Raw genomic sequence first — 19,085 nt, forward strand, 5'->3', positions numbered from 1 at the left:
ACCGTGGTTTTGTGCTGTCCGGAAGAAGTCGCGCGGTGAGCACGGATTCGCTGGCCTTGGAGGCCACGTTGCAGCCGCGACGGCCGGTCTCGCTGCTGCTCGTCGAGGACGATCCCGGTGACGCGCTGCTGGTGGAGGAGATGGTCGCCGACCTCTCCCCGCGGCCTCGCCTGGACTGGGTCCGCACCCTCGCCGAGGTCGGTGACCGGCTGCGCACCGATGTCCCGGACTGCGTGCTGCTCGACCTCCATCTGCCCGACGCGCACGGGCTCGAGGCACTGGCCCGGATCAGGGGCCACAACGACCACGTCCCCGTGGTGGTGATGACCGGTCTCGACCAGGAACACACGGGACTGGACGCGCTGGCCTCCGGCGCGCAGGACTACCTGGTGAAGGGCCGGGTCGACCCGGAACTGTTCGGGCGGGCCGTGCGCTACGCCATTCAGCGGAAACAGGCCGAACGCACCAGCGCCGCGCTCCAGGCCAGCCAGATGCGGGCCCAGGAGAACTCCCGGCTCGAACGTGGCCTGCTGCCCACCCCGCTGCTCGGCATCGACCGGGCGGTCGATGTGGTGTCGCGCTACCGGCCCGGTCGCGATCACTCGTTGCTCGGCGGCGACTTCTACGACGTCGTCCAGGCTCCCGACGGGATCGTGCACGCGATCATCGGTGACGTCTCCGGCCACGGTCCCGACGCCGCCGCCACCGGGGTGGCGTTGCGGCTGGCCTGGCGCACGCTCGTGCTCAGCGGGGTGACCGGCGCCCGGCAACTGGGCCTGCTCGAGGAGGTGTTGCTCGCCGAGCGCGCCGATCAGCAGACCTTCGCGACCGCGACCAGCCTGGTGCTCGATCCCGCGACCGAGACCGTGCTCGTGCGCCGGGCCGGACACCCCGGCATGCTCCGGCACAGCGCGGCCGGCCTGCACTGGGTGGAGGTGCCGGGCGGACCGGCGCTGGGCTTCGTCCCGGGCGTCGCGCAGTGGCCCGCGCAGGAAGTCGCGCTGTCGGCGGACGCCGGGCTGATGCTGTTCACCGACGGACTGTTCGAGGGACGTGTCGGCGACGGGAGCGAGCGGCTCGGCGAGACCGGCCTGCTGGAGTTGGCTCACGCCCTGCGCGGCGAGCAGCCCGAGGCCTTCGTCGACGCGGTGATCGCGCGCGTGGAGGACTTGTCCTCGGCGGCAGGCGGTTTGGACGACGATGTGGCCATCCTGTACGTGCGGTGGCGTGCAACGATGCGGCGGACCCTGCCGTGACGACCGACGAGAGAGCAGGCCTGGCCATGCCGCGAACCAGCGGGCGTCCCCGTATCGATTCCACCCTGACCGCGCAGGCGTGGTTCCAGCTGGTGCTGGCCCTGATGATCTTGGTGGTGATCGCCGGTGCGGCGGTAGGCGCGCAGATCATCGCGAACACGACCCGGGTCACCGATCGCCTGCTGGAGCAGACCGTGCCTGCCACCGCCGAGGTCTACCGCTTGCAGGGCGCCCTGGTGAACCAGGAGACCGGTATCCGCGGCTACGCGGTCACCGGTGACCCGCAGTTCCTCGAGCCCTACGACGTGGGCAGGCGGGAGGAGACGGCCGCCGCGACGCGCCTGCGCGAGCTGCTCGCCGGGCGTCCGGAACTGCTCGCCGACCTCGATGTGGTGGAGGCCGCAGCGGATCGGTGGCGTACCGATTACACCGACCCCCTCGCCGCGGCGGTCGCCGCGGGTACGCGGGGGATCGACACCGCGACGGCGGTGCGCGGGAAGACCCTCTTCGACGGACTGCGCGCTCGCTTCGTCACCCAGACCGACAATCTGCTGGCCGCCGTCGCCGTCGACAACGCCGAGCTGGACGCCGCGCGTACCCAGCGTGATGTCGTGTTGTCGGCGGTGGTCGCGGTGTTCGTCCTGACCGGCGTGCTGCTCGTCGTGCTGGTGCGGCGACTGGTCGTGCGGCCGCTGGGCTATCTCACCGATTCCTCGCGCCGGGTGGCAGCGGGGGACTTCGGTTCGCGGATCGAGGCGGTCGGACCGTCCGACATCGCGCTGGTCTGCGAGGCGGTGGAGAACATGCGGCACCACATCGTCGCCGAACTCGACTCCTCGCGGGTCCAGGAGGCGACTCTGCAGCAGCAGAAGCAGGACCTCGGGGTCCAAGCCGAGGAACTGCGCCGCTCCAATGCCGAACTCGAGCAGTTCGCCTACGTCGCCTCCCACGACCTGCAGGAACCGCTGCGCAAGGTGGCCTCGTTCTGCCAGCTGCTCGACAAGCGCTACGGCGATCAGCTCGACGAGCGCGGTAAGCAGTACATCGATTTCGCGGTCGACGGCGCCAAGCGCATGCAAATCCTGATCAACGACCTGCTCACCTTCTCCCGGGTCGGCCGGGTGTCGGAGGGCACCGAGCCGGTCGAGCTCGACGCGACGCTGGACGAGGCGCTGTCGGCGTTGTCGGCCATCATCGAGGAATCCGGCGCCGTGATCGAGCGCCCGGCGACGTTGCCCCGGCTCGTCGGCGAACCGACATTGCTGATCATGTTGTGGCAGAACCTCATCGGCAACGCTGTCAAATTCCGCACCGCCGGCCTCACGCCGGTGGTCCGCGTCTCCTACGAGCCGGCGGCCGACGACCCCCAGGAATGGCAGTTCTCGGTGTCGGACAACGGAATCGGCGTCGCCCCCGAGTTCGTCGAGAAGGTCTTCGTGATCTTCCAGCGCCTGCATCCGCGCGACGCGTACGGCGGGACGGGCATCGGCTTGGCCGTGTGCAAGAAGATCGTGGAGTTCCACGGCGGCCGGATCTGGATCGACACCGACTACCGCGACGGCACCCGGCTGTGTTTCACCCTCCGGGCCGACGCGCCCGCCCTGACCGCACCGCCCATCGAGAAAGAGGTCTCCGCATGACCGATCCCGGCCAGCCGATCGACATCCTGCTCGTCGAGGACGATCCCGGCGACGAGTTGATGACACGGGAAGCGTTCGAGGACAACAAGATCGGCAACACCTTGCACGTGGTCCGCGACGGTGAGGAAGCGCTGGACTTCCTCTACCGTGGTGGCGCCTACGCCGAGGCTCCGCGACCGGATCTGATTCTGCTCGATCTGAATCTGCCCAAGTACGACGGCAGGCAGGTGCTGGAGAAGATCAAGGCCGACTCGGAGCTCTCGCACATCCCGGTGGTCGTGCTCACCACCTCCGCGGCCGAGGAAGACATTCTGCGCAGCTACAAACTGCACGCGAACGCCTATGTCACCAAGCCGGTGGATCTCGATCAGTTCATCGCCGCCATCCGGCAGATCGACGAATTCTTCGTGCAGGTCGTGCGGCTCCCGCGCGTGCGGGAGCCGCGTGTACGGACCTAGCCCGCGGAGCTGCGCGGTTCGTCGGCGATCGCCGCCGCGAGGGTGTCGTAGACGGCGAGCAGCTTGTCCAGCCCGGTCAGCTCGATCGGCCGGGCCACCTCGCGGGAGGCGACGACACGCAGCTGGTCGGGTGCGGACTTGGACACGATCAGCAGTGCGCTGAGCCCCGCCGAGCCGAGGAACCCGACCTGGGTCATGTCCACGACGAGGGTCTTCCCGCGCTGCCGCGCCTGCTCCAGCGCGGCTTGCAGCTGGGGAGCCGATGCCATGTCCACTTCACCGCGGACACTGAGGATTTCGAATCCGTCCTGCGCGCGGCTCTGGACATCGAGCTCACGGAATCTGTCTTCGACGGTCACCGGAAGTCTCCCTGGTTGCGCTTGGCCACTGTGTACCCCTTGCCTCTGGCTTCGCCGGGTCGACGAGTCCTGCGAGCCGATTCTCGCGTAGGCAACCTACCCTATCCGCTCGGCGGTAAACGCCGCCCACGCGCCGTATTCGGCCGCCGCGGGCGACGGGCGGCTCGCCCGGGTCAGGTGTCGCATCGTCCGGTCCGTTCGTGGCAGGTCAGCAGCAGATGGTCGAAGGCGCTCACGACCTGTGGCGCCGGTCGCGGCACCGATTTCAGGTCCGAGATCACACAGGTGGCGATGTCACGCAGCTTGGTGTTGGTCTCCTGCGAACGCCAGACCAGGACCTTGAACGCCTGCTCGGCGCTGATCCCGTACATGTGCATGAGCACGCCCTTGGCCTGCTCGATGACCGCGCGCGATTCCACCGCGCTCGAGATCGCGGCGTTCACCGCGGCTTTGGTCGCGGCGTCGACCGTCTCGGTCAGGTCCAGGTAGTAGCCGGTGGTGCCGACGGGCACGTCGTCGTCGTCGAGGATGCGGTCGGCGACGACCATCGCCGTGTGCGTCCGGCCGCCGGTATCGAGGAAGCGGTGCCTGCTCGAGAACGGCTCGCCGCGCTCGATGGTCCGGGCGATGAGGTCGGCGACGACGTCACGGTCGTCGGGATGCTTGTGCGACAGCAGCAGCTCGGTGGTGGGTTCGACCTGGCCCGGAGTGTAGCCGTGCATGCGGTAGACCTCGGCCGACCACTCCCAGCGCTGCGTGGTGAACCAGAACGTGAACGCGCCGACCGCCGACGGGGCATGTGCCTCGTCGACCGCGTCGTCCACACCGGGAAAATCGGATGACATCACCATGACACTACCGTCGTCGGGATCGTCGGCCGCCCGCTCGGCCGGGTCCGGCGGGCCCGCGCCGTCACGCCGTGCGGAATCGGCCCGGTCCTCTGCGCGCGGTGTCGTCGGGGGCGTCGAGGTGGTCCATGATCGACTCCCACCAGGACTGCAATGGGCTCGGTTCGGGCCAGCTGATGGTTTCGCCGGCGACCTCGTTGTCGTCCGGGTCGGGCGGTGTCGTCCGGCCGCGCTCGCGCTGGGTCATGCCGGTTCCTCCGTGGCGACCGGCTCCGCCCCCACCGGGTGGTGGACCTGGTGCGGATAGGTCACCAGCTCGCCGGCCGGGTCGACCACCTCGAGGACGCGCCGCGACCACCCACCGTCCTCGACCACGAACAAGGAGGATCCGTGCGCGCGACACCGGGTCGCGGTCCGCACCAGTTCCCCGAAGCCCCGGCACGAGACGAAACCCAGTCCGCGCAGGTCGACGACGAACTGCCCGCCCGGGACCACCGTGTCGGCGCCGTGGTCGAGCATTCGCCGCCAGCGCGGCATCGTGAAGGCGTCGACCTCGCCGCGCGCTCGCAATCGCGTCGATCGGCCGCGATGCTCGAACTCGGCGCTCAGCCGTAGGCAGGCATCGCGAGGCTCATCGAGGAAAGCCGGAAAAGGGCTGTCGACGGCGGTCGGGAACGGGCCGTTGCGGCGCCGGTCGGGGAAGGGCAGAGACATCGGTGTGCTCGATTCGTCGGCACCAGCGGCCTACGGCCGCCCGCCCACACCCTGCATGTTGAAGGTCGGGAGGACCTCCCATTGCACCACACATTCCGCCGGCGGGTCGCCCAACAGGCGATATGGGCCGGTCAGGCCGCCTCGATATCGCCTGCCTGGGCACGCAGTCGAGTCAGGATCCTGGTGAGTTTGCGCGAGACGCTCATCTGCGACAGGCCGACTCGTTCGGCGATGTCGGACTGGGTCAGCGAGTCGTAGTAGCGCCACGACAGCAGCTGCCTGTCCTCGTCCGACAGCTGCGCCAGCAGCGGTCCCACCGTGAGCGCGTCCTCGGTGAGCGCGTAGAACGGGTCCTCGTCACCGATGCTGTCGGCGATGGACATGCCCGGCCCGCCGTCGGCGTCGGGCACCGGGAGATCGAGACTGCGGGTGTGGTGGGCCTCGGAGGCGGTCATCGCTCGGGTGACATCGGTGATGTCGACGCCCAGTTCGTCGGCCAGCTCGTAGGCGGTGGGGGACCGGTCGAGCTCACGGGTGAGCTTCTCGGTGGCGGGCCGGAGCCGCCCGTAGAGCTCCTTGTCGCGGCGCGGCACGTGCAGCGCCCAGGTGCGGTCGCGGAAATGCCGCCGGACCTCGCCCATCACCGTCGGAACCGCGAAGCCGAGGAACGGCGCGCCGTGGGTGACGTCGTAGCGATCGACCGCGATCACCAACCCGACCCGCGCGGTCTGCAGCAGGTCCTCGAAGGTCTCGCCGCGACCGGCGAACCGGCGGGCGATGTTCTCGGCCAACGGCAGGCAGGTATCGATGATCCGATCCCGCAGCGCTTCGTGCTCGGCCGAACGTGGGTCGGTCAGCGACAACTGGACGAACAGCGGTTCTGGCTTGTCGTAGGTGACGGTCTGGCTCATCGGGTCAGCTCCTGGCCTTCAACTGTGAGTACCGGTCGACTGGCAGGCTGGCAAGTCGGAAGGTATGGACCTTGTTGATCGAAGAGTTACCGTTTCGTGTCGTTCCCAAACCTCGTTGTCGATCGTTTCTCCCGGCGAGCCGGTCGATGCGCCGGGCAGGGATGCGAAGCGGGACAGCCGGGTTCGGCCGGCGTTCGCCCGGCTGCCCGAGCTGTCGGAGGCCCGCGTACCCTGTGGCCCGTGGCGGCCCCGCTCGGGCCACGTCAACGCCACGAGGGGAGCCACGATGACGAACCCGCTCGACAGAGCGCTGGCCGAACGGCAGGTCCGGAACACGCGGCTCGGATGGGATGTGCAGGCCGAGATCAGCCAGTTGCTGATGCTGCGCGCCGTCGCCGAGACCGCCGCCATGGTCGCCGGATTCCTGATCGATGAGATCACCGACCTGCGTGTGGCGTTGGACGAGATCGCCACTTGCCTGATGGTGCACGCCGTGCCCGAAACCCGGATCCGGTGTGAGTTCTCCGCCGATAAGCGCGGCATGCGTATGGAGGTGGGCGCGGTGTCGATGGTGGCCGACCCCATCGACGAGACCGGCCTGGGCTGGCAGGTGCTCGAGGCGAGCACCGATCGCCTCGCCGTGGAGACGGGTCCGCTCGACCCCGACACCGGCGGACGTTCGGTCACCGTGGTGTTCGAGCGGGCGCGCACCCGCGCCTGAGGCGCTCCCGGCCGCTCGCGCCATCTCCGCCGCTGCCGTTTCCGCCGAGCGGCTCCGGGTATGTCCGGTCGGACAGCATGATGAGCGCGAGGAGGATTCCGGTGAACGATGCGACACCGAACCGAACACGCGCCGAACACCGCGCGAGGACGACGACGGTGGAGCTCGACCTCGAGACCGTGTCGCTGGGTCAGGTCCGCCATACGGTTCGCCGGCTGCTGACGCAGTGTGCCGGCGTCGGAGTCGAGGACGCGGTGCAGGTGTGTGACGAGTTGGCCAGCAATGCTGTTCGCCACAGCGCGCCGGAGCGATCCTGCCGGTTGATCGTGGCAGGTCCGGCCCGATTCCGGGTGGAAGTCGACGACAGTTCGGCCACCCGACCCCGCATCCGCCGCCCGGACGGCACCGGCGGCACCGGGTTACGGCTGGTCACCCAGCTGTCCGCCCGCTGGGGCGTCGAGTATCGGGAGGCCGGCAAGACGGTCTGGGCGGAACTGGGCACCCCGAACCCGTGCTGAGTGGGGTCGCCGATCCGTCGTGCGGGTCGCCGTGCCGGATCCGGTCGACCGAATCGCCGGTGAGGTCGATGCGGTGCAACGGTCGTGATGGCGGCCCTCGGAGTACCCGCGTCTACCGCCGCGCGGACGGATCGGGGAGGGTGGGCTCCGGAGTGGGGATCGGGGGAATCGGTTCGCCCGGACGAGGTAGGGGCGGCACCGGGTCACCGGGAGTGGGCGGGACGGGGTCCGGCGCGGGACCGGGCGGGAAGGGGGCCGGCGGCGGGGGTTGGGGGGTCGGTTCGACCGGGGTCATGATCGCCTCCTCGACGGTGGTGAACGGCGGATGATCGCCATGTCCCCGCGATGCCCGCGTCCCGCCGCGCGAAACCGGAACGCGCCGCGAATCAAAGGAGCGGACGGCCGCCGGTGACCGCGAGCCTGGCGCCGGAGAGGTAGCTACCGTCGTCGGCGGCGAGCAGGACATAGGCGGGTGCGAGCTCGGCGGGCTGTCCCGCCCTGCCCAGCGGGGTGTCGTCCCCGAACTTCGCGACCTTCTCCGGTGGCATGGTGGACGGAATCAGCGGCATCCAGATCGGGCCGGGCGCCACACTGTTCACCCGGATGCCCTTGTCGCCCAGCAATTGCGCCAGGCTCGCGGACAGATTCGCGATCGCGGCTTCGGTCGCGGCATACGGTGCCGGCGTCGGATTGGGCATGTCGGAATTCACCGACGAACTGCCGATGATCGACGACCCCGGCCGCATGTGCGAAACCGCGGCCTGGACGAGATGGAAGGACGCGTCGGAGCCGTCGTGAATTCGGGCCGGGTAGTTGTCGATTCGATGATCACGGTTTGGCAACGGGCGCCGTGGTCAACCCTGGGTGTATGACCAACTCACGTAATCGGACAACGAGTACGCCGAGCATGGATCTGACCAGCACCATCATCATGTTGGCCACCTGCGTGTTCTTCCTCTTCGGGCTGGTGACACTGACGTCCTCGCTGCCGCTCGCGTTCGCCGGCTCGATCGGGCTGGCCGCCGCGATGGTGACGACCACCAGAGCCCTGGACTCCGCCCGGCCCTCGGTCGACGTCCGCGACAGCTAGCCCGACCGCCGATGTCGGCGGTGGACAGCGCTTCCTCCGCGACCGGGGGACGGCGGGCTCACATCGGGTAGATCCCGTGCTTGCGCGGGTTGAATTCGGGGGTGACCGGAGGTTTGTCGCGCAGCAGGCGCAGGGCGTGGCGGATCTCGAGGCGGGTGCGGGACGGCTCGATGACGGCGTCGATGTAGCCGCGTTCGGCCGCGATCCACGGGGTGGCGACCGTCTCGTTGTACTGGTTGATCATGAAATCGCGGGCGGCGGCGCGATGTTCCTCGGGCACGGCGGCCAGCTGGCGCTTGCCGATGAGGTCGACAGCGCTCTCGGCGCCGATCACCGCGATACGGGCGGTCGGCCACGCGAAGCTGATGTCGGCGCCGACCTGCCGGGCGGCCATCATGCCGTAGGCGCCACCATAGGACTTGCGCACCACCAGATTGATGATCGGCACCGTCGCCTCGATGATCGCGCGGGGGACCCGACCGCCGCGGATGATCACACCGGCGGCTTCCTGTTCGAGGCCGGGCAGCACGCCGGGGGTGTCGACGACGAAGACCAGCGGGATGTTGAACGCGTCGCAGAGCCGGATGAAGTAGGTGGACTTGTCCGAGCAGGCGGCATCGATCGAACCGCCCAGCACCAGTGGCTGATTGGCGATCACCCCCACCGGGTGGCCGTCGACCCGGGCGAAGCCGGTGATCAGGTTCGGGGCGAACAGGGCCCGGATCTCGTGGAATTCACCGTCGTCGAAGATGCGCAGCAAGATGTCGTGCATGTCGTAGCCTGCGCGGTCGGAATCCGGGATGATCGCGTCGAGTTCCAGGTCGTGGGCGGTGATCTCCGACTCCAGCCCGGGATTGACGATCGGTGGCTGTTCGAGGCAGCTCGTCGGCATGTAGCTCAGGTAGTTGCGGGCCCAGTCGTAAGCCTGCTGCTCGGTGTCGGCGATGTGATGCAGGGTGCCGCGCTTGGCCTGGATCTCGGCGCCACCGAGGTCCTCGGCGGAGATGTCCTCACCGTTGACCGCCTTGATCACCTCCGGCCCGGTGACGAACATGTAGGAATCCTTGGTGCCGATGAGCACATCGGTGTTGATCGGCCCGTAGACCGACCCCGCCGCGCACTTGCCGAGGATGATCGACACCTGCGGCACATAGCCGGACAGTTTTTCCAGCACGCGGGAGATGTCGCCGAAGGAGGCGATCGAGCCGACCGCGTCCTGGATCCGCGCTCCGCCGGAGTCGTTGATCGTCACCACCGGGCAGGCATTGTCGAAGGCGAGTTTCAACGCGCGCATGAACTTGCGCGCCGCGGTGACGCCGACCGACCCGCCGTAGACGGTCTGGTCGTGGGCGATCACCACGACCGGCCGCCCGTGGATGAGTCCCCGACCGGTGACCAGGCCGTCGCCGTAGAGGGCGTCGGGCTGGTCGGGCTGGCGGGCGAACGCGCCGATCTCGACGAAGGTGCCCGGGTCCAGGAGCATGCGCAGACGCTCGCGGACGCTGGGAATGCCCTTCTTCGCGCGCTTGGCGACGCCGGCCTCGCCGGCGGGCTCTGCCGCGATCGCCAGGATGTCGACCAGTTGCTCGAGCTTCGCCTGCGTACTCGCCACGCCTACCGCCACCTTTCAGCTACTACTGTGCTGGCGCAGACGTTAGGCGGATTCGGGGCGCTCGGGCTCGAAGCGCCGAGTCTCAGGGACAGTTCACAGTCGGTCGTCATGTCGTCTTCCCGTCACTGTCCGGTCGAACACAATGGACTACGTCGGCCATGTCGCGCTCAGCAGCGCGCGGGCGCGGGTTCGTTCCGGAAGCGCGCCTCCAGAAAGTTCCAGGCTTCGGGCAGACCCGCGACCGCGGTGGTCATGTGTTCGGCTATCTCGTAGCGGGAGAAGGTGATCGGTGCCCCCGCGCGGCAGTACCGGTCCGCGACGTCGGCGACGGCGTCGAACGGGGTCAGTTCGTCGAAGACGCCCTGCCAGAAGAAGGTGGGGGTTTCGGGGATGCCGGGGTAGTCGCGCAAGCTGTTCTCGCGCAGCACGGCGCGGGCGTCGGGATTGTCCATCAGGCTCTTGGTGGCGGCGAGCTGTTCGGCGTTGCGCAGTGCGCCGTGCAGGAGCAGGAAGCGGCGACATTCGTCGTGGGTGAAGTCCCGGAACCACAGGCCCTCGGCGTTGAGCTGGTCCGAGATCGGCAGTCGCTCGGGGTATTCGCGTTCCAGGCCCATGGCGGCCGCCCACGCGAGACCGAACCCGGGGTGCGGGCCGAAGCCGATGCCCAGGGCCATCTGCTCGAGGTCGGCCGGAATACCGCCCGCGGCGACGCCGGCGAGTGTCAGATCGGGCGCGTAGGTGGGTTGCAGAGCGGCGGCCCACGCCGTGGCCATGCCACCACCGGAGTACCCGGCCAGTGCGATCGGTGACTGACCCAGGCTGAGTTCGGTCGCGCGTTGCAGGGCCTGCACGCTGTCGAGGGTGACCATGCCACTGAGCTTGGCGGCGCCGTAGGCGACGGTCGGGCCGAGGTAGTCCGGCAGCGCGACCGCCCAGCCCCGGCTCAGCGGCAGCACCGCGCCGAAGGCGTCGAGGGTTTCCTCGTTGAGCAACGAGTACGAGGGGTTGCACTTGGTGCCGAGAGAGTTGATCAGGGCCTGGTAGGACACCAGCGGTGGGTTGTGGACGCCGACCGGGATCAGCACGGTGGTCACGCCCATGATGGGGTGCCCCGCGGAATTGGTGGAGCGGAAGGCGACGTGCCAGATGTCGGTGCCCGCGTAGAGCCCGGTGTCGAGCTTGCGCGTACGGACCACGTCACCGGGGGCGAGGTCGCCGAGGGTGTCGGGTGCCGTGAAGAACGGGTCCGGGTTCGGTGTGGGATAGAGGGGTTCGGCGGCCGCCGCGGGGGCGAACAAACCGGCGGACAGAGCGCAGAACAGCACCGTCAGGGCGGCCGTCCAGATCCGGCGCATGGTGGATCCTTGTCATCGGTGGAGCGGGCGGGTGGTCAGCAGTTGGTCGGCGCGGGTTCGCCGCGGAACCGCGCGTCGAGCCATGCCACGGCGGAGGGGAATCCCATGACCGCGGTGGCGAGGTGGTCGGGACTGGGGTAGAGCTCGGACAGGACCGGGGTTCCGGCCCGGCAGTAGCGCTGGTTGGTGTGCACGACCGCGTCGACGGGGATCAGCGGATCGACCGGGGTGTGCCATTCGAAGATCGGCATCGTCGGCACCCCGTCGAAGAGTTCGAGGCTGTTCTCGTCGCCTACCGCCCACGCCCTCGGGTCGTCGATCAGGGACACGGTCGAGGCCAGGTCGCTCGCGCTGTGCATGGCGCCCGCGGCGATGAGTTCGACCGTGCAGCCGTTGGACATCGCCTCGCGCACCGCCAGGCCGGTGTCGTTGAGCTGTCCGCTGATCGGCAGCCGGTCCGGGTATTCGCGTTCCAGCCCGAGCGCCGCGGCCATGGCCAGCCCGAACATGGGGTGCGGAGCCAAGCCCAGGGCGCGGGCCATCGTGGTGATGTTCATCGGCACACCACCCTGCGCGGCCCCGACCAGCCGGAGTTCCGGGGCGTACCGGGGCGCGAGGGCCGCGGCCCAGCCGGTCGCCATTCCGCCGCCGGAATAGCCGAGCATGGCCGCCGGGCTGTCGGCGAGGCCGAGTTCGGGCACCCGGAGCGCGGCGCGGATGCCGTCGAGGGTGATCTGGCCGCCGAGCCGGGCCGCGCCGTAGGCGGCGTTCGGTCCGAGGTGATCGGGCAGCGCGATGCTCCAGCCTCGCAGCAGCATCGTGTTCAGCAGCGGAACGGCCCGGTAGAGCAGGTTCGGGTCGTAGGCGTAGAGGGCGCGCGAGACCGCGCACTGCGTGCCGAGACCGTTGATGATGTGCTGGTAGGACAGCAGCGGCCCGCCGGGGCGGTGGTCGTTCGGGGTGAGGATCGTGGTGGTCGCCGCGATCGGCCTGCCCTGGGAATCGGTGGACCGGAACTTGATCAGCGTGACCGTGGCCGTGGGGAAATACGGCAGCGGATCTTGCGTGCGGACCGCGAGGACCGCCCCGGGATCCCGGCTCGCGAGGTCGGCGGGCGCGGAATAGAAGGGGTCGGGGTCCGGCGTCGGATACAGCGGCACCGCGGCGGTCGCGGGCTGAGCGCCGGCGACGAGCAGGCCGGCCAAGACGGCGCAGGCCAGTGCGCGGGCGTCAGCGATCCTCATGGCTCACCCCCGGCGCGGGAATCCGGAAACCGATACCGGTGGCCCGCTCGGAGACCTCCCACAGCTGCTGCCAGCGGGAGCGCTCGCGCGAGAGCGCGCTCGACGGGCACGCGCCGATCGCGCCCCGCGTGTTGAACAGCTTGGTCGGCCCCCAATAGGTGTGCGGGTCCGCGTCGGGCGAGGTCGCGGCGTACAGAATGGATTGTGCCGCGGCGGCGCGTGATTGACCGACGAGGCGGATGAACGGCTCGGCGACGTAGTCGAGCGGGGTCTCGGTGTGGGCGACGAGGCCGGTCGGGGAGACGCCCGGATGCACCACATACGACCGCAGACGCGACCCGTGCTCGGCGAGCCTGCGCTGCAGTTCCCGGCCGAACATCAACGTGGACAGTTTCGATTCGGCGTAGGCCGTCGAGCGCGAGTACCGGCGGCGTTCGAAACGCAGGTCGTCGAGCGGCAGGGAACGCGTCCAACCGTGCGAAATGCTCGACAGCGAGACGACCCGGTCGCGGACTCGGTCCAGCAGGAGCCCGGTCAAGGCGAAATGGCCGAGATGATTGACCCCGAATTGGGTCTCGAAACCATCGGCCGTGCGCGCGAACGGCACATTCATCAGGCCCGCGTTGTTGATCAGCACGTCGAATTCGCCGCATTGCCGGGCGAATCGCGCGACGGCGGTCAGGTCGGCCAGATCCAGTTCGGCCACCGTGACATCGCCCCCCACGCGTGCCGCGATATCGCTGCTGCGCCGCGGATTACGGCAGGCCATGACCACCGAGGCGCCGTGGGCGACGAGAACGCGGGTCACCTCCGCGCCGAGGCCACCGTTGGCCCCGGTGATGACGAATCGCCGGCCGTGCTGATCCGGTATCGGATCGGGAGTCCTTGCCATGGCGCCCGACATTACGAATTGCGGAATCCCGATGGCAATGCGTTTGGAAAACGTCAAACGCGGCGCGGCGCGGGCTGGTCGTTTCCCAAAGACGGCCTGCGCGTCCGGAATTCGGTCATCGGCTGACATAGCGTGACGCCGTCAGTGCCCGAGCAGCTGTCGATTAGCTAGGAGATGTTTGCCGTATGGCTCGCGAAGACGAACTACGCACGTATATGAAGAAGGCCGTCCGGGAATTGCAGGTCACCCGGCAGCGTCTCGACGACGTGGAAGCGCGAGCCACCGAGCCGATCGCCATCGTCGGAATGGCGTGCCGTTACCCGGGCGGGGTCACCTCGCCGGAGCAGCTGTGGCAGGCGGCCGTCGAGGGGCGCAGCCTGGTGTCGGAGTGGCCCGCCGATCGGGGCTGGGACGTCGAGGGACTGTTCGATCCCGAACCCGGGCTGCCAGGCAAGTCGTACGTCCGCACGGGCGGCTTCCTCGACGGCGCCACCGCGTTCGACGCGAACTTCTTCGGCATCAGTCCGCGCGAGGCCCTGGCGATGGACCCGCAGCAGCGGCTGGTGCTCGAGACCGCGTGGGAGACGTTCGAGCGGGCCGGGATCGATCCGACCACGGTGCGCGGCAGCGCCACCGGTGTGTTCGTCGGCCTGATGCCGGATATGCAGGGCCCGTCCTCGCGCGATATCGACGAACGGGTGCGCGAGACGATCGAGCACTTCCTGATGACCGGGCAGGCCTCCAGCATCGCTTCCGGCCGGGTGTCCTATGTGCTCGGGCTGGAGGGGCCCTCGGTCACCGTGGACACCGCCTGCTCGTCGTCGCTGGTCGCGATCCACCAGGCGGTGCGATCGCTGCGTTCCGGCGAGTCGACGCTGGCGCTGGCCGGCGGTGTCACGGTGATGGCGACACCCGCCGCGTTCGTCGCGTTCTCCACCCAGCGCGCCCTCGCCGCCGACGGCCGGTGCAAGTCCTTCGCCGCGGGCGCCGACGGTACCGCGTGGGGTGAGGGCGTCGGCATGCTGTTGCTCGAGCGGGTCTCCGAGGCCCGGCGTAACGGCCATCGAATCCTGGGCCTGGTGCGCGGCACGGCGGTGAACTCCGACGGCGCGTCCAACGGCCTGACCGCGCCGAACGGACGATCCCAGCAACGGGTGATCCGCTCGGCGCTGGCCGACGCGGGGCTGGCCTCGCACGAGGTCGACGTCGTCGAGGCGCACGGCACCGGGACCCGGCTGGGCGATCCCATCGAGGCCGAGGCGCTGCTGGCGACCTACGGCGCCGAGCGCGACGGGGCGGAGCCGCTGTTGCTCGGGTCGCTCAAATCGAACATGGGCCATACCCAGGCCGCGGCCGGTGTCGGCGGGTTGATCAAGATGGTCATGGCGATGCGGCGCGGGCTCGTGCCGCCGACGATCAATGTCGACGAGCCGACGCCGCACGTGGATTGGTCCGCGGGCGCGGTGCGGCTGGCGACCGAGACCCAGGCGTGGCCCGCGACCGGTCGTCCGCCGCGTGCGGCGGTGTCGTCCTTCGGTATCAGCGGCACCAACGCGCATGTGATCGTCGAGCGCGGCGACTCCGAGCAGGACGTGGCCCGGTCCGCTGATGCCCTTGTGCCGCCGGTGATTCCGTGGGTGCTGAGCGCCCGTTCGGCCGACGGCGTCGTGGCGCAGGCGGCGGCGTTGCTCGGCGCGGTCGAGTCCGGCGTCGCCACCGACGCCGTCGACATCGGCTTCTCGCTGCTGGATACCCGGGCGCGGTTCGACCATCGCGCCGTGATCGTGGGACACGATCTCGACGAGCTGGCCGCGGGACTGCGATCGGTCGCCGAGGATCGGTCCGCGCACAACGTCGTGCGCGGCACGGCCGGTGCGGCGGTGACGGCGGCGATGTTCCCCGGGCAGGGCGCGCAGCGCGTCGGCATGGGGCGCGAGCTCTACGACAGCTATCCCGTGTACCGGACGGCCTTCGACGAGGTCTGCGAGGAGCTGGACAAGCACCTCGAGCTCTCGTTGCTCGACGTGGTCTTCGCCGCGCCGGGCACCGAGCGGGCCGCCCTGCTGGACCGCACCGAGATCACCCAGGTCGCGCTCTTCGCCACCGAGGTGGCGATCTACCGGCTGGCCGAATCCTGGGGCCTGCGACCGGCATTCGTGCTGGGCCATTCGATCGGGGAGATCGTCGCGGCGCAGGTGGCCGGCGTCTGGTCGCTGCCGGACGCGTGCGCGCTGGTGGCGGCCCGGGGACGGCTCATGCAGTCCGGACCGGCGGGCGGGGCGATGATCGCGGTCGCCACGGACGCCGCGACCGCCGCCGAGCTGGTCCGGGAATACGACGACGTGAGCATCGCCGCCGTCAACGGGCCCGCGTCGGTGGTCCTGTCGGGCGCGAGCGCGTCGATCGACGCGCTCGCCGGTCAGCTGACGGCCGAGGACGTGCGCACCACCCGGCTGCTGGTGAGTCACGCGTTCCATTCGGCCCACATGGACGCGGTCCTCGCGGAATTCGACCAGGTATGTCGCGGCCTGACCTATCATCCGCCGACGGTGCCGGTGATCTCGGCGCTCACCGGCAAGGTCGCCGAGGTGACCGAACTGTGCTCCCCGGACTACTGGGTCAACCATCTGCGCGAACCGGTCCGCTACCTGGACGCGGTGCGGTGGGCGCGCGAGCAGGGCGGTGTCGACTGCTTCGCGGAAATGGGGCCGGGCGCCGCCCTGACGGCGATGGTGCACGAGATCGTCGACGACGGTGAGGCGGTGACCGCCGTCGCGCTGCAACGGCCCGGCCTGGCCGGTGACCTCGCGTTCGCCCTGGGACTGTCGGCGTTGTATTCGGCAGGGACGTCGCTGGATCCGGTCTCGGTGTTCGACGGTTCCGGGGCCCGCCGGATCGACTTGCCCACCTACGCCTTTCAGCGCGACCGGTACTGGCTCGAGGTGACCGAGAGCAGCAATGTGCGCGGCGCCGGACTCGCCGCCGCGGACCATCCGCTGCTGGGCGCCAAGGTCGATCTCGCCCAGGACGGCGGGCTGCTGCTGACCGGGCGGCTGTCGCCGCACACCCACCCCTGGCTGGCGGGTCACCGGATCGGCGGCGCGATTCTGCTGCCCGGGACGGCCTTCGTCGAACTCGCCTGGCACGCGGGACAACGGGTGGACTGCCCCGAGGTCGGTGAACTCGTGCTCGAAGCGCCGCTGGTGCTGCCCGAGCCGGGCGCGGTGGAGATCCAGGTGCTCGTCGGCGCGGCGCGGGAGTCGGGGGAGCGCACCCTGGGGGTGTACTCCCGCCCGCAGACATCGACCGGGTCCGACCTGCCGTGGACCTGTCACGCCACGGGCACCGTGCGGGCCGCGACCGATCCGGCCGCGGCCGCCACCGGTGCGTGGCCGCCGCCGGGAGCCGTCGCGGTGGCTCTCGGTGACCCGTACGAGGCGATGGCGGCGGCGGGATACGACTACGGCTCCGCCTTCCGCGGGCTCGGCCGGATCTGGCGCCACGGTGCCGAGGTGCTGGCCGAGGTGGCCCTGCCCGAGGCCGACGCCGGCGCGGCCGGGCAGTTCGGTCTGCACCCCGCGCTGCTGGACGCGGCGCTGCACGCGATGATCGCGACTGGCACCGTCGGACCGACCGAGTCCGGCACGGTGCGGCTCCCGTTCGCCTGGGAAGGCGTGTCGCTGTTCGCGGTGGGCGCGGCCGAACTCCGGGTCCGGCTGACCCCCGCCGGAACGGACCGGATCGCGCTCGAACTGACCGATACGACGGGCAGGCCGGTCGCCCGCGCGGAATCGCTGGCGCTGCGCGAGATCTCGCTCGACCTCCTGGAACAGCGGCCGTCGGCGACCGACGGCGGCCTGTTCGAACTGAACTGGGTGACGGTCCCCGCACCCGACGCGATCGGCGACGACGGCGAATGGCACACCCTCGCCGAGGGCGCGGTCGTGGTGGAGCAGTGCGCACGCGGCGCGGGCGACCTCGTCGTCGTGCGGGTGCCCGGTGCCGCCCCCGACCCGGCGACCGCGCACGAGCAGGTGATCGCGGTCCAGACCGTCGTCCAGGACCTGCTCGCCGATGATCGGTTCACCCGGGCCCGGATCGTGTTCGTGAGCACCGGCGCGGTCGCCGTGCACAGCGCCGAGGACATCGGCGATCTCGCGGGCGCGGCGGTGTGGGGTCTGCTGCGGACCGCACAGAACGAGCACCCCGGCCGGATCACCCTGCTCGATCTCGACGGGCGGACCGACTATCGCGAGGCGGTCCGTGCCGCCGCGGCGCTCACCACCGAACCCCAGCTGGCGATCCGGCACGGCGAATCCCACGCGCCCCGCCTGGTTCGCGCCGGCGCGGATACGGTCGGATCGGCCGACGCGCTCGACGGCGGCGACTGGCAGCTCGTCGATCGCGGTCGCGGCACCCTCAACGGGGACAACATGTTCCTCGCCGAACAGTCCGCGCCCACACCGCTGGCACCGGGGCAGGTCCGCATCGCGGTCCGCGCGGCGGGCGTGAACTTCCGTGACGTCCTGATCGTGCTCGGGATGTACCCGATCCCGAACACCGCCATCGGCGGCGAAGGCGCCGGTGTCGTCATCGAGGTCGCACCCGACGTGGTGGACTTCGCGCCCGGCGACCGGGTGATGGGCATCTTCACCGGCGTGAGCGCCACGGTGGTGGCCGACCGGCGGACGGTGATCCCGATCCCGACGGGCTGGTCGTTCGAGGACGCCGCCGCCGCGCCGATCGTGTTCGCCACCGCCTACTACGCTCTGGTCGACCTGGCCGGGGCGCGGGCAGGGGAGTCGCTGCTCATCCACGCCGCGACCGGCGGTGTCGGGATGGCCGCGGTGCAGCTGGCCCGTCATCTCGGGCTCGACCTGTTCGTCACGGCCAGCCCCGGGAAATGGGATGTGCTGCGGGCGAACGGTTTCGGCGACGAGCGTATCGGCAACACCCGCACCACCGAGTTCGAGGGCAAGTTCCTGGCGGTCACCGGGGGCCGCGGTGTCGACATCGTGCTCGACTCGCTGGCGGGCGAGAAGGTCGACGCGTCGCTGCGCCTGCTGCCGCGCGGGGGCCGCTTCATCGAGATGGGCCTGACCGATCTGCGCGACCCCGACGAGATCGCGGCGCGGTACCCGGGGGTCGGCTACCAGAACTTCCTGCTGATGGAGGCGGGCCCCGACCGGTTGCACGAGATCCTGACCGACCTGCGCGGCCTGTTCGAATCCGGTGTCCTGCGCCCCCTTCCGGTGACGCGCTGGGATGTGCGACGGGCGCCGGAGGCGTTCCGGCAGCTGAGTCAGGCCCGCCACGTCGGCAAGTACGTGCTGACGGTCCCGGCCCCGCTGGACCCCGACGGCACCGTCCTGGTGACCGGCGGCACCGGCGGCCTGGGCGCGCTCGCCGCCCGGCACCTGGTCACCGCCCACGGCGTGCGGCATCTGCTGCTGGCCAGCCGGCGCGG

At 70.1% G+C, this 19,085-nt stretch carries 16 protein-coding genes and 1 pseudogene; 7 read left to right on the forward strand and 10 right to left on the reverse strand.

Annotated features, from left to right (window positions below; genetic code table 11):
• Positions 1 to 35 precede the first annotated feature (35 nt).
• The 3 genes from V8688_RS07500 to V8688_RS07510 are packed head-to-tail and all read left to right on the forward strand — an operon-like array spanning position 36 to position 3,354.
• Positions 36 to 1,256 carry a fused response regulator/phosphatase gene (locus V8688_RS07500; RefSeq protein ID WP_316574963.1) on the forward strand — a complete coding sequence of 407 codons (1,221 nt, stop codon included), beginning with the start codon at positions 36 to 38 and terminating at the stop codon, positions 1,254 to 1,256.
• A complete protein-coding gene (locus tag V8688_RS07505) occupies positions 1,253 to 2,896 on the forward strand; it encodes a CHASE3 domain-containing protein (RefSeq protein ID WP_342800475.1) in 1,644 nt (547 codons plus the stop codon). The genes V8688_RS07500 and V8688_RS07505 overlap by 4 nt, the downstream gene beginning before the upstream one ends.
• Entirely contained in the window at positions 2,893 to 3,354 is a 462-nt protein-coding gene (locus V8688_RS07510) for a response regulator (protein WP_342800476.1), read from the forward strand. Before V8688_RS07505 ends, V8688_RS07510 begins: the two co-directional genes overlap by 4 nt.
• On the opposite strand, the gene V8688_RS07515 is transcribed toward V8688_RS07510, so the two are convergent.
• The 5 genes from V8688_RS07515 to V8688_RS07535 all read right to left on the reverse strand — a co-directional run bounded on the left by V8688_RS07515 (position 3,351) and on the right by V8688_RS07535 (position 6,186).
• Positions 3,351 to 3,713 carry an STAS domain-containing protein gene (locus V8688_RS07515; RefSeq protein ID WP_218718060.1) on the reverse strand — a complete coding sequence of 121 codons (363 nt, stop codon included), beginning with the start codon at positions 3,711 to 3,713 and terminating at the stop codon, positions 3,351 to 3,353. The two genes, V8688_RS07510 and V8688_RS07515, sit on opposite strands and share 4 nt — an antisense overlap.
• A 173-nt stretch (positions 3,714 to 3,886) precedes the next feature.
• A complete protein-coding gene (locus V8688_RS07520; protein WP_218718059.1) occupies positions 3,887 to 4,558 on the reverse strand; it encodes a PAS and ANTAR domain-containing protein in 672 nt (223 codons plus the stop codon).
• A 67-nt stretch (positions 4,559 to 4,625) separates the two neighbouring features.
• On the reverse strand, positions 4,626 to 4,808 hold the full coding sequence (locus V8688_RS07525) for a hypothetical protein (RefSeq protein ID WP_218718058.1): 183 nt from the start codon (positions 4,806 to 4,808) through the stop codon (positions 4,626 to 4,628).
• Complete coding sequence (locus tag V8688_RS07530) at positions 4,805 to 5,275, reverse strand: STAS domain-containing protein (RefSeq protein ID WP_342800477.1); 471 nt, start codon at positions 5,273 to 5,275, stop codon at positions 4,805 to 4,807. Before V8688_RS07530 ends, V8688_RS07525 begins: the two co-directional genes overlap by 4 nt.
• Positions 5,276 to 5,406: 131 nt before the next feature.
• Positions 5,407 to 6,186 carry a SigB/SigF/SigG family RNA polymerase sigma factor gene (locus V8688_RS07535; protein WP_316574960.1) on the reverse strand — a complete coding sequence of 260 codons (780 nt, stop codon included), beginning with the start codon at positions 6,184 to 6,186 and terminating at the stop codon, positions 5,407 to 5,409.
• 286 nt (positions 6,187 to 6,472) lie between these two features.
• Here V8688_RS07535 and V8688_RS07540 point away from each other — a divergent pair, with 286 nt between their 5' ends.
• Together V8688_RS07540 and V8688_RS07545 are read left to right on the forward strand one after the other, a co-directional pair.
• Positions 6,473 to 6,907 carry an anti-sigma factor gene (locus V8688_RS07540; RefSeq protein WP_218718055.1) on the forward strand — a complete coding sequence of 145 codons (435 nt, stop codon included), beginning with the start codon at positions 6,473 to 6,475 and terminating at the stop codon, positions 6,905 to 6,907.
• Between the two features lie 158 nt (positions 6,908 to 7,065).
• A complete protein-coding gene (locus tag V8688_RS07545; protein ID WP_342800478.1) occupies positions 7,066 to 7,425 on the forward strand; it encodes an ATP-binding protein in 360 nt (119 codons plus the stop codon).
• 386 nt (positions 7,426 to 7,811) lie between these two features.
• Here V8688_RS07545 and V8688_RS07550 read toward each other — a convergent pair.
• Positions 7,812 to 8,240 (reverse strand): annotated as a pseudogene (locus V8688_RS07550) (SDR family oxidoreductase); the annotation flags it as partial.
• Positions 8,241 to 8,332: 92 nt separating this feature from the next.
• On the opposite strand from V8688_RS07550, the gene V8688_RS07555 reads away from it, so the two are divergent.
• Positions 8,333 to 8,515: a hypothetical protein gene (locus V8688_RS07555; RefSeq protein WP_342800479.1), complete on the forward strand. Its 183-nt coding sequence runs from the start codon at positions 8,333 to 8,335 to the stop codon at positions 8,513 to 8,515.
• Positions 8,516 to 8,573: 58 nt separating this feature from the next.
• Here the strand turns inward: V8688_RS07555 and V8688_RS07560 are convergent, their stop codons facing one another.
• The 4 genes from V8688_RS07560 to V8688_RS07575 all read right to left on the reverse strand — a co-directional run bounded on the left by V8688_RS07560 (position 8,574) and on the right by V8688_RS07575 (position 13,618).
• Complete coding sequence (locus V8688_RS07560; protein WP_342800480.1) at positions 8,574 to 10,127, reverse strand: acyl-CoA carboxylase subunit beta; 1,554 nt, start codon at positions 10,125 to 10,127, stop codon at positions 8,574 to 8,576.
• Between the two features lie 167 nt (positions 10,128 to 10,294).
• The gene (locus V8688_RS07565; protein WP_218718051.1) at positions 10,295 to 11,482 is read right to left on the reverse strand and encodes a lipase family protein; all 1,188 of its coding nucleotides are present in this window, start codon (positions 11,480 to 11,482) and stop codon (positions 10,295 to 10,297) included.
• A gap of 35 nt (positions 11,483 to 11,517) precedes the next feature.
• Positions 11,518 to 12,726, reverse strand: coding sequence for a lipase family protein (locus V8688_RS07570; protein WP_218718050.1), 1,209 nt, complete (start codon positions 12,724 to 12,726; stop codon positions 11,518 to 11,520).
• Positions 12,713 to 13,618, reverse strand: a complete 906-nt coding sequence (locus V8688_RS07575) for an SDR family NAD(P)-dependent oxidoreductase (protein ID WP_342800481.1) — start codon at positions 13,616 to 13,618, stop codon at positions 12,713 to 12,715. Before V8688_RS07575 ends, V8688_RS07570 begins: the two co-directional genes overlap by 14 nt.
• Positions 13,619 to 13,803: 185 nt before the next feature.
• Between V8688_RS07575 and V8688_RS07580 the strand changes: the two genes are divergently transcribed.
• On the forward strand, positions 13,804 to 19,085 hold a 5,282-nt coding region (locus V8688_RS07580; protein WP_342800482.1), incomplete at its 3' end, for a beta-ketoacyl synthase N-terminal-like domain-containing protein.

This window comes from Nocardia sp. No.11, from assembly GCF_038752175.1.
In the GTDB taxonomy this organism is placed as follows: domain Bacteria; phylum Actinomycetota; class Actinomycetes; order Mycobacteriales; family Mycobacteriaceae; genus Nocardia; species Nocardia canadensis.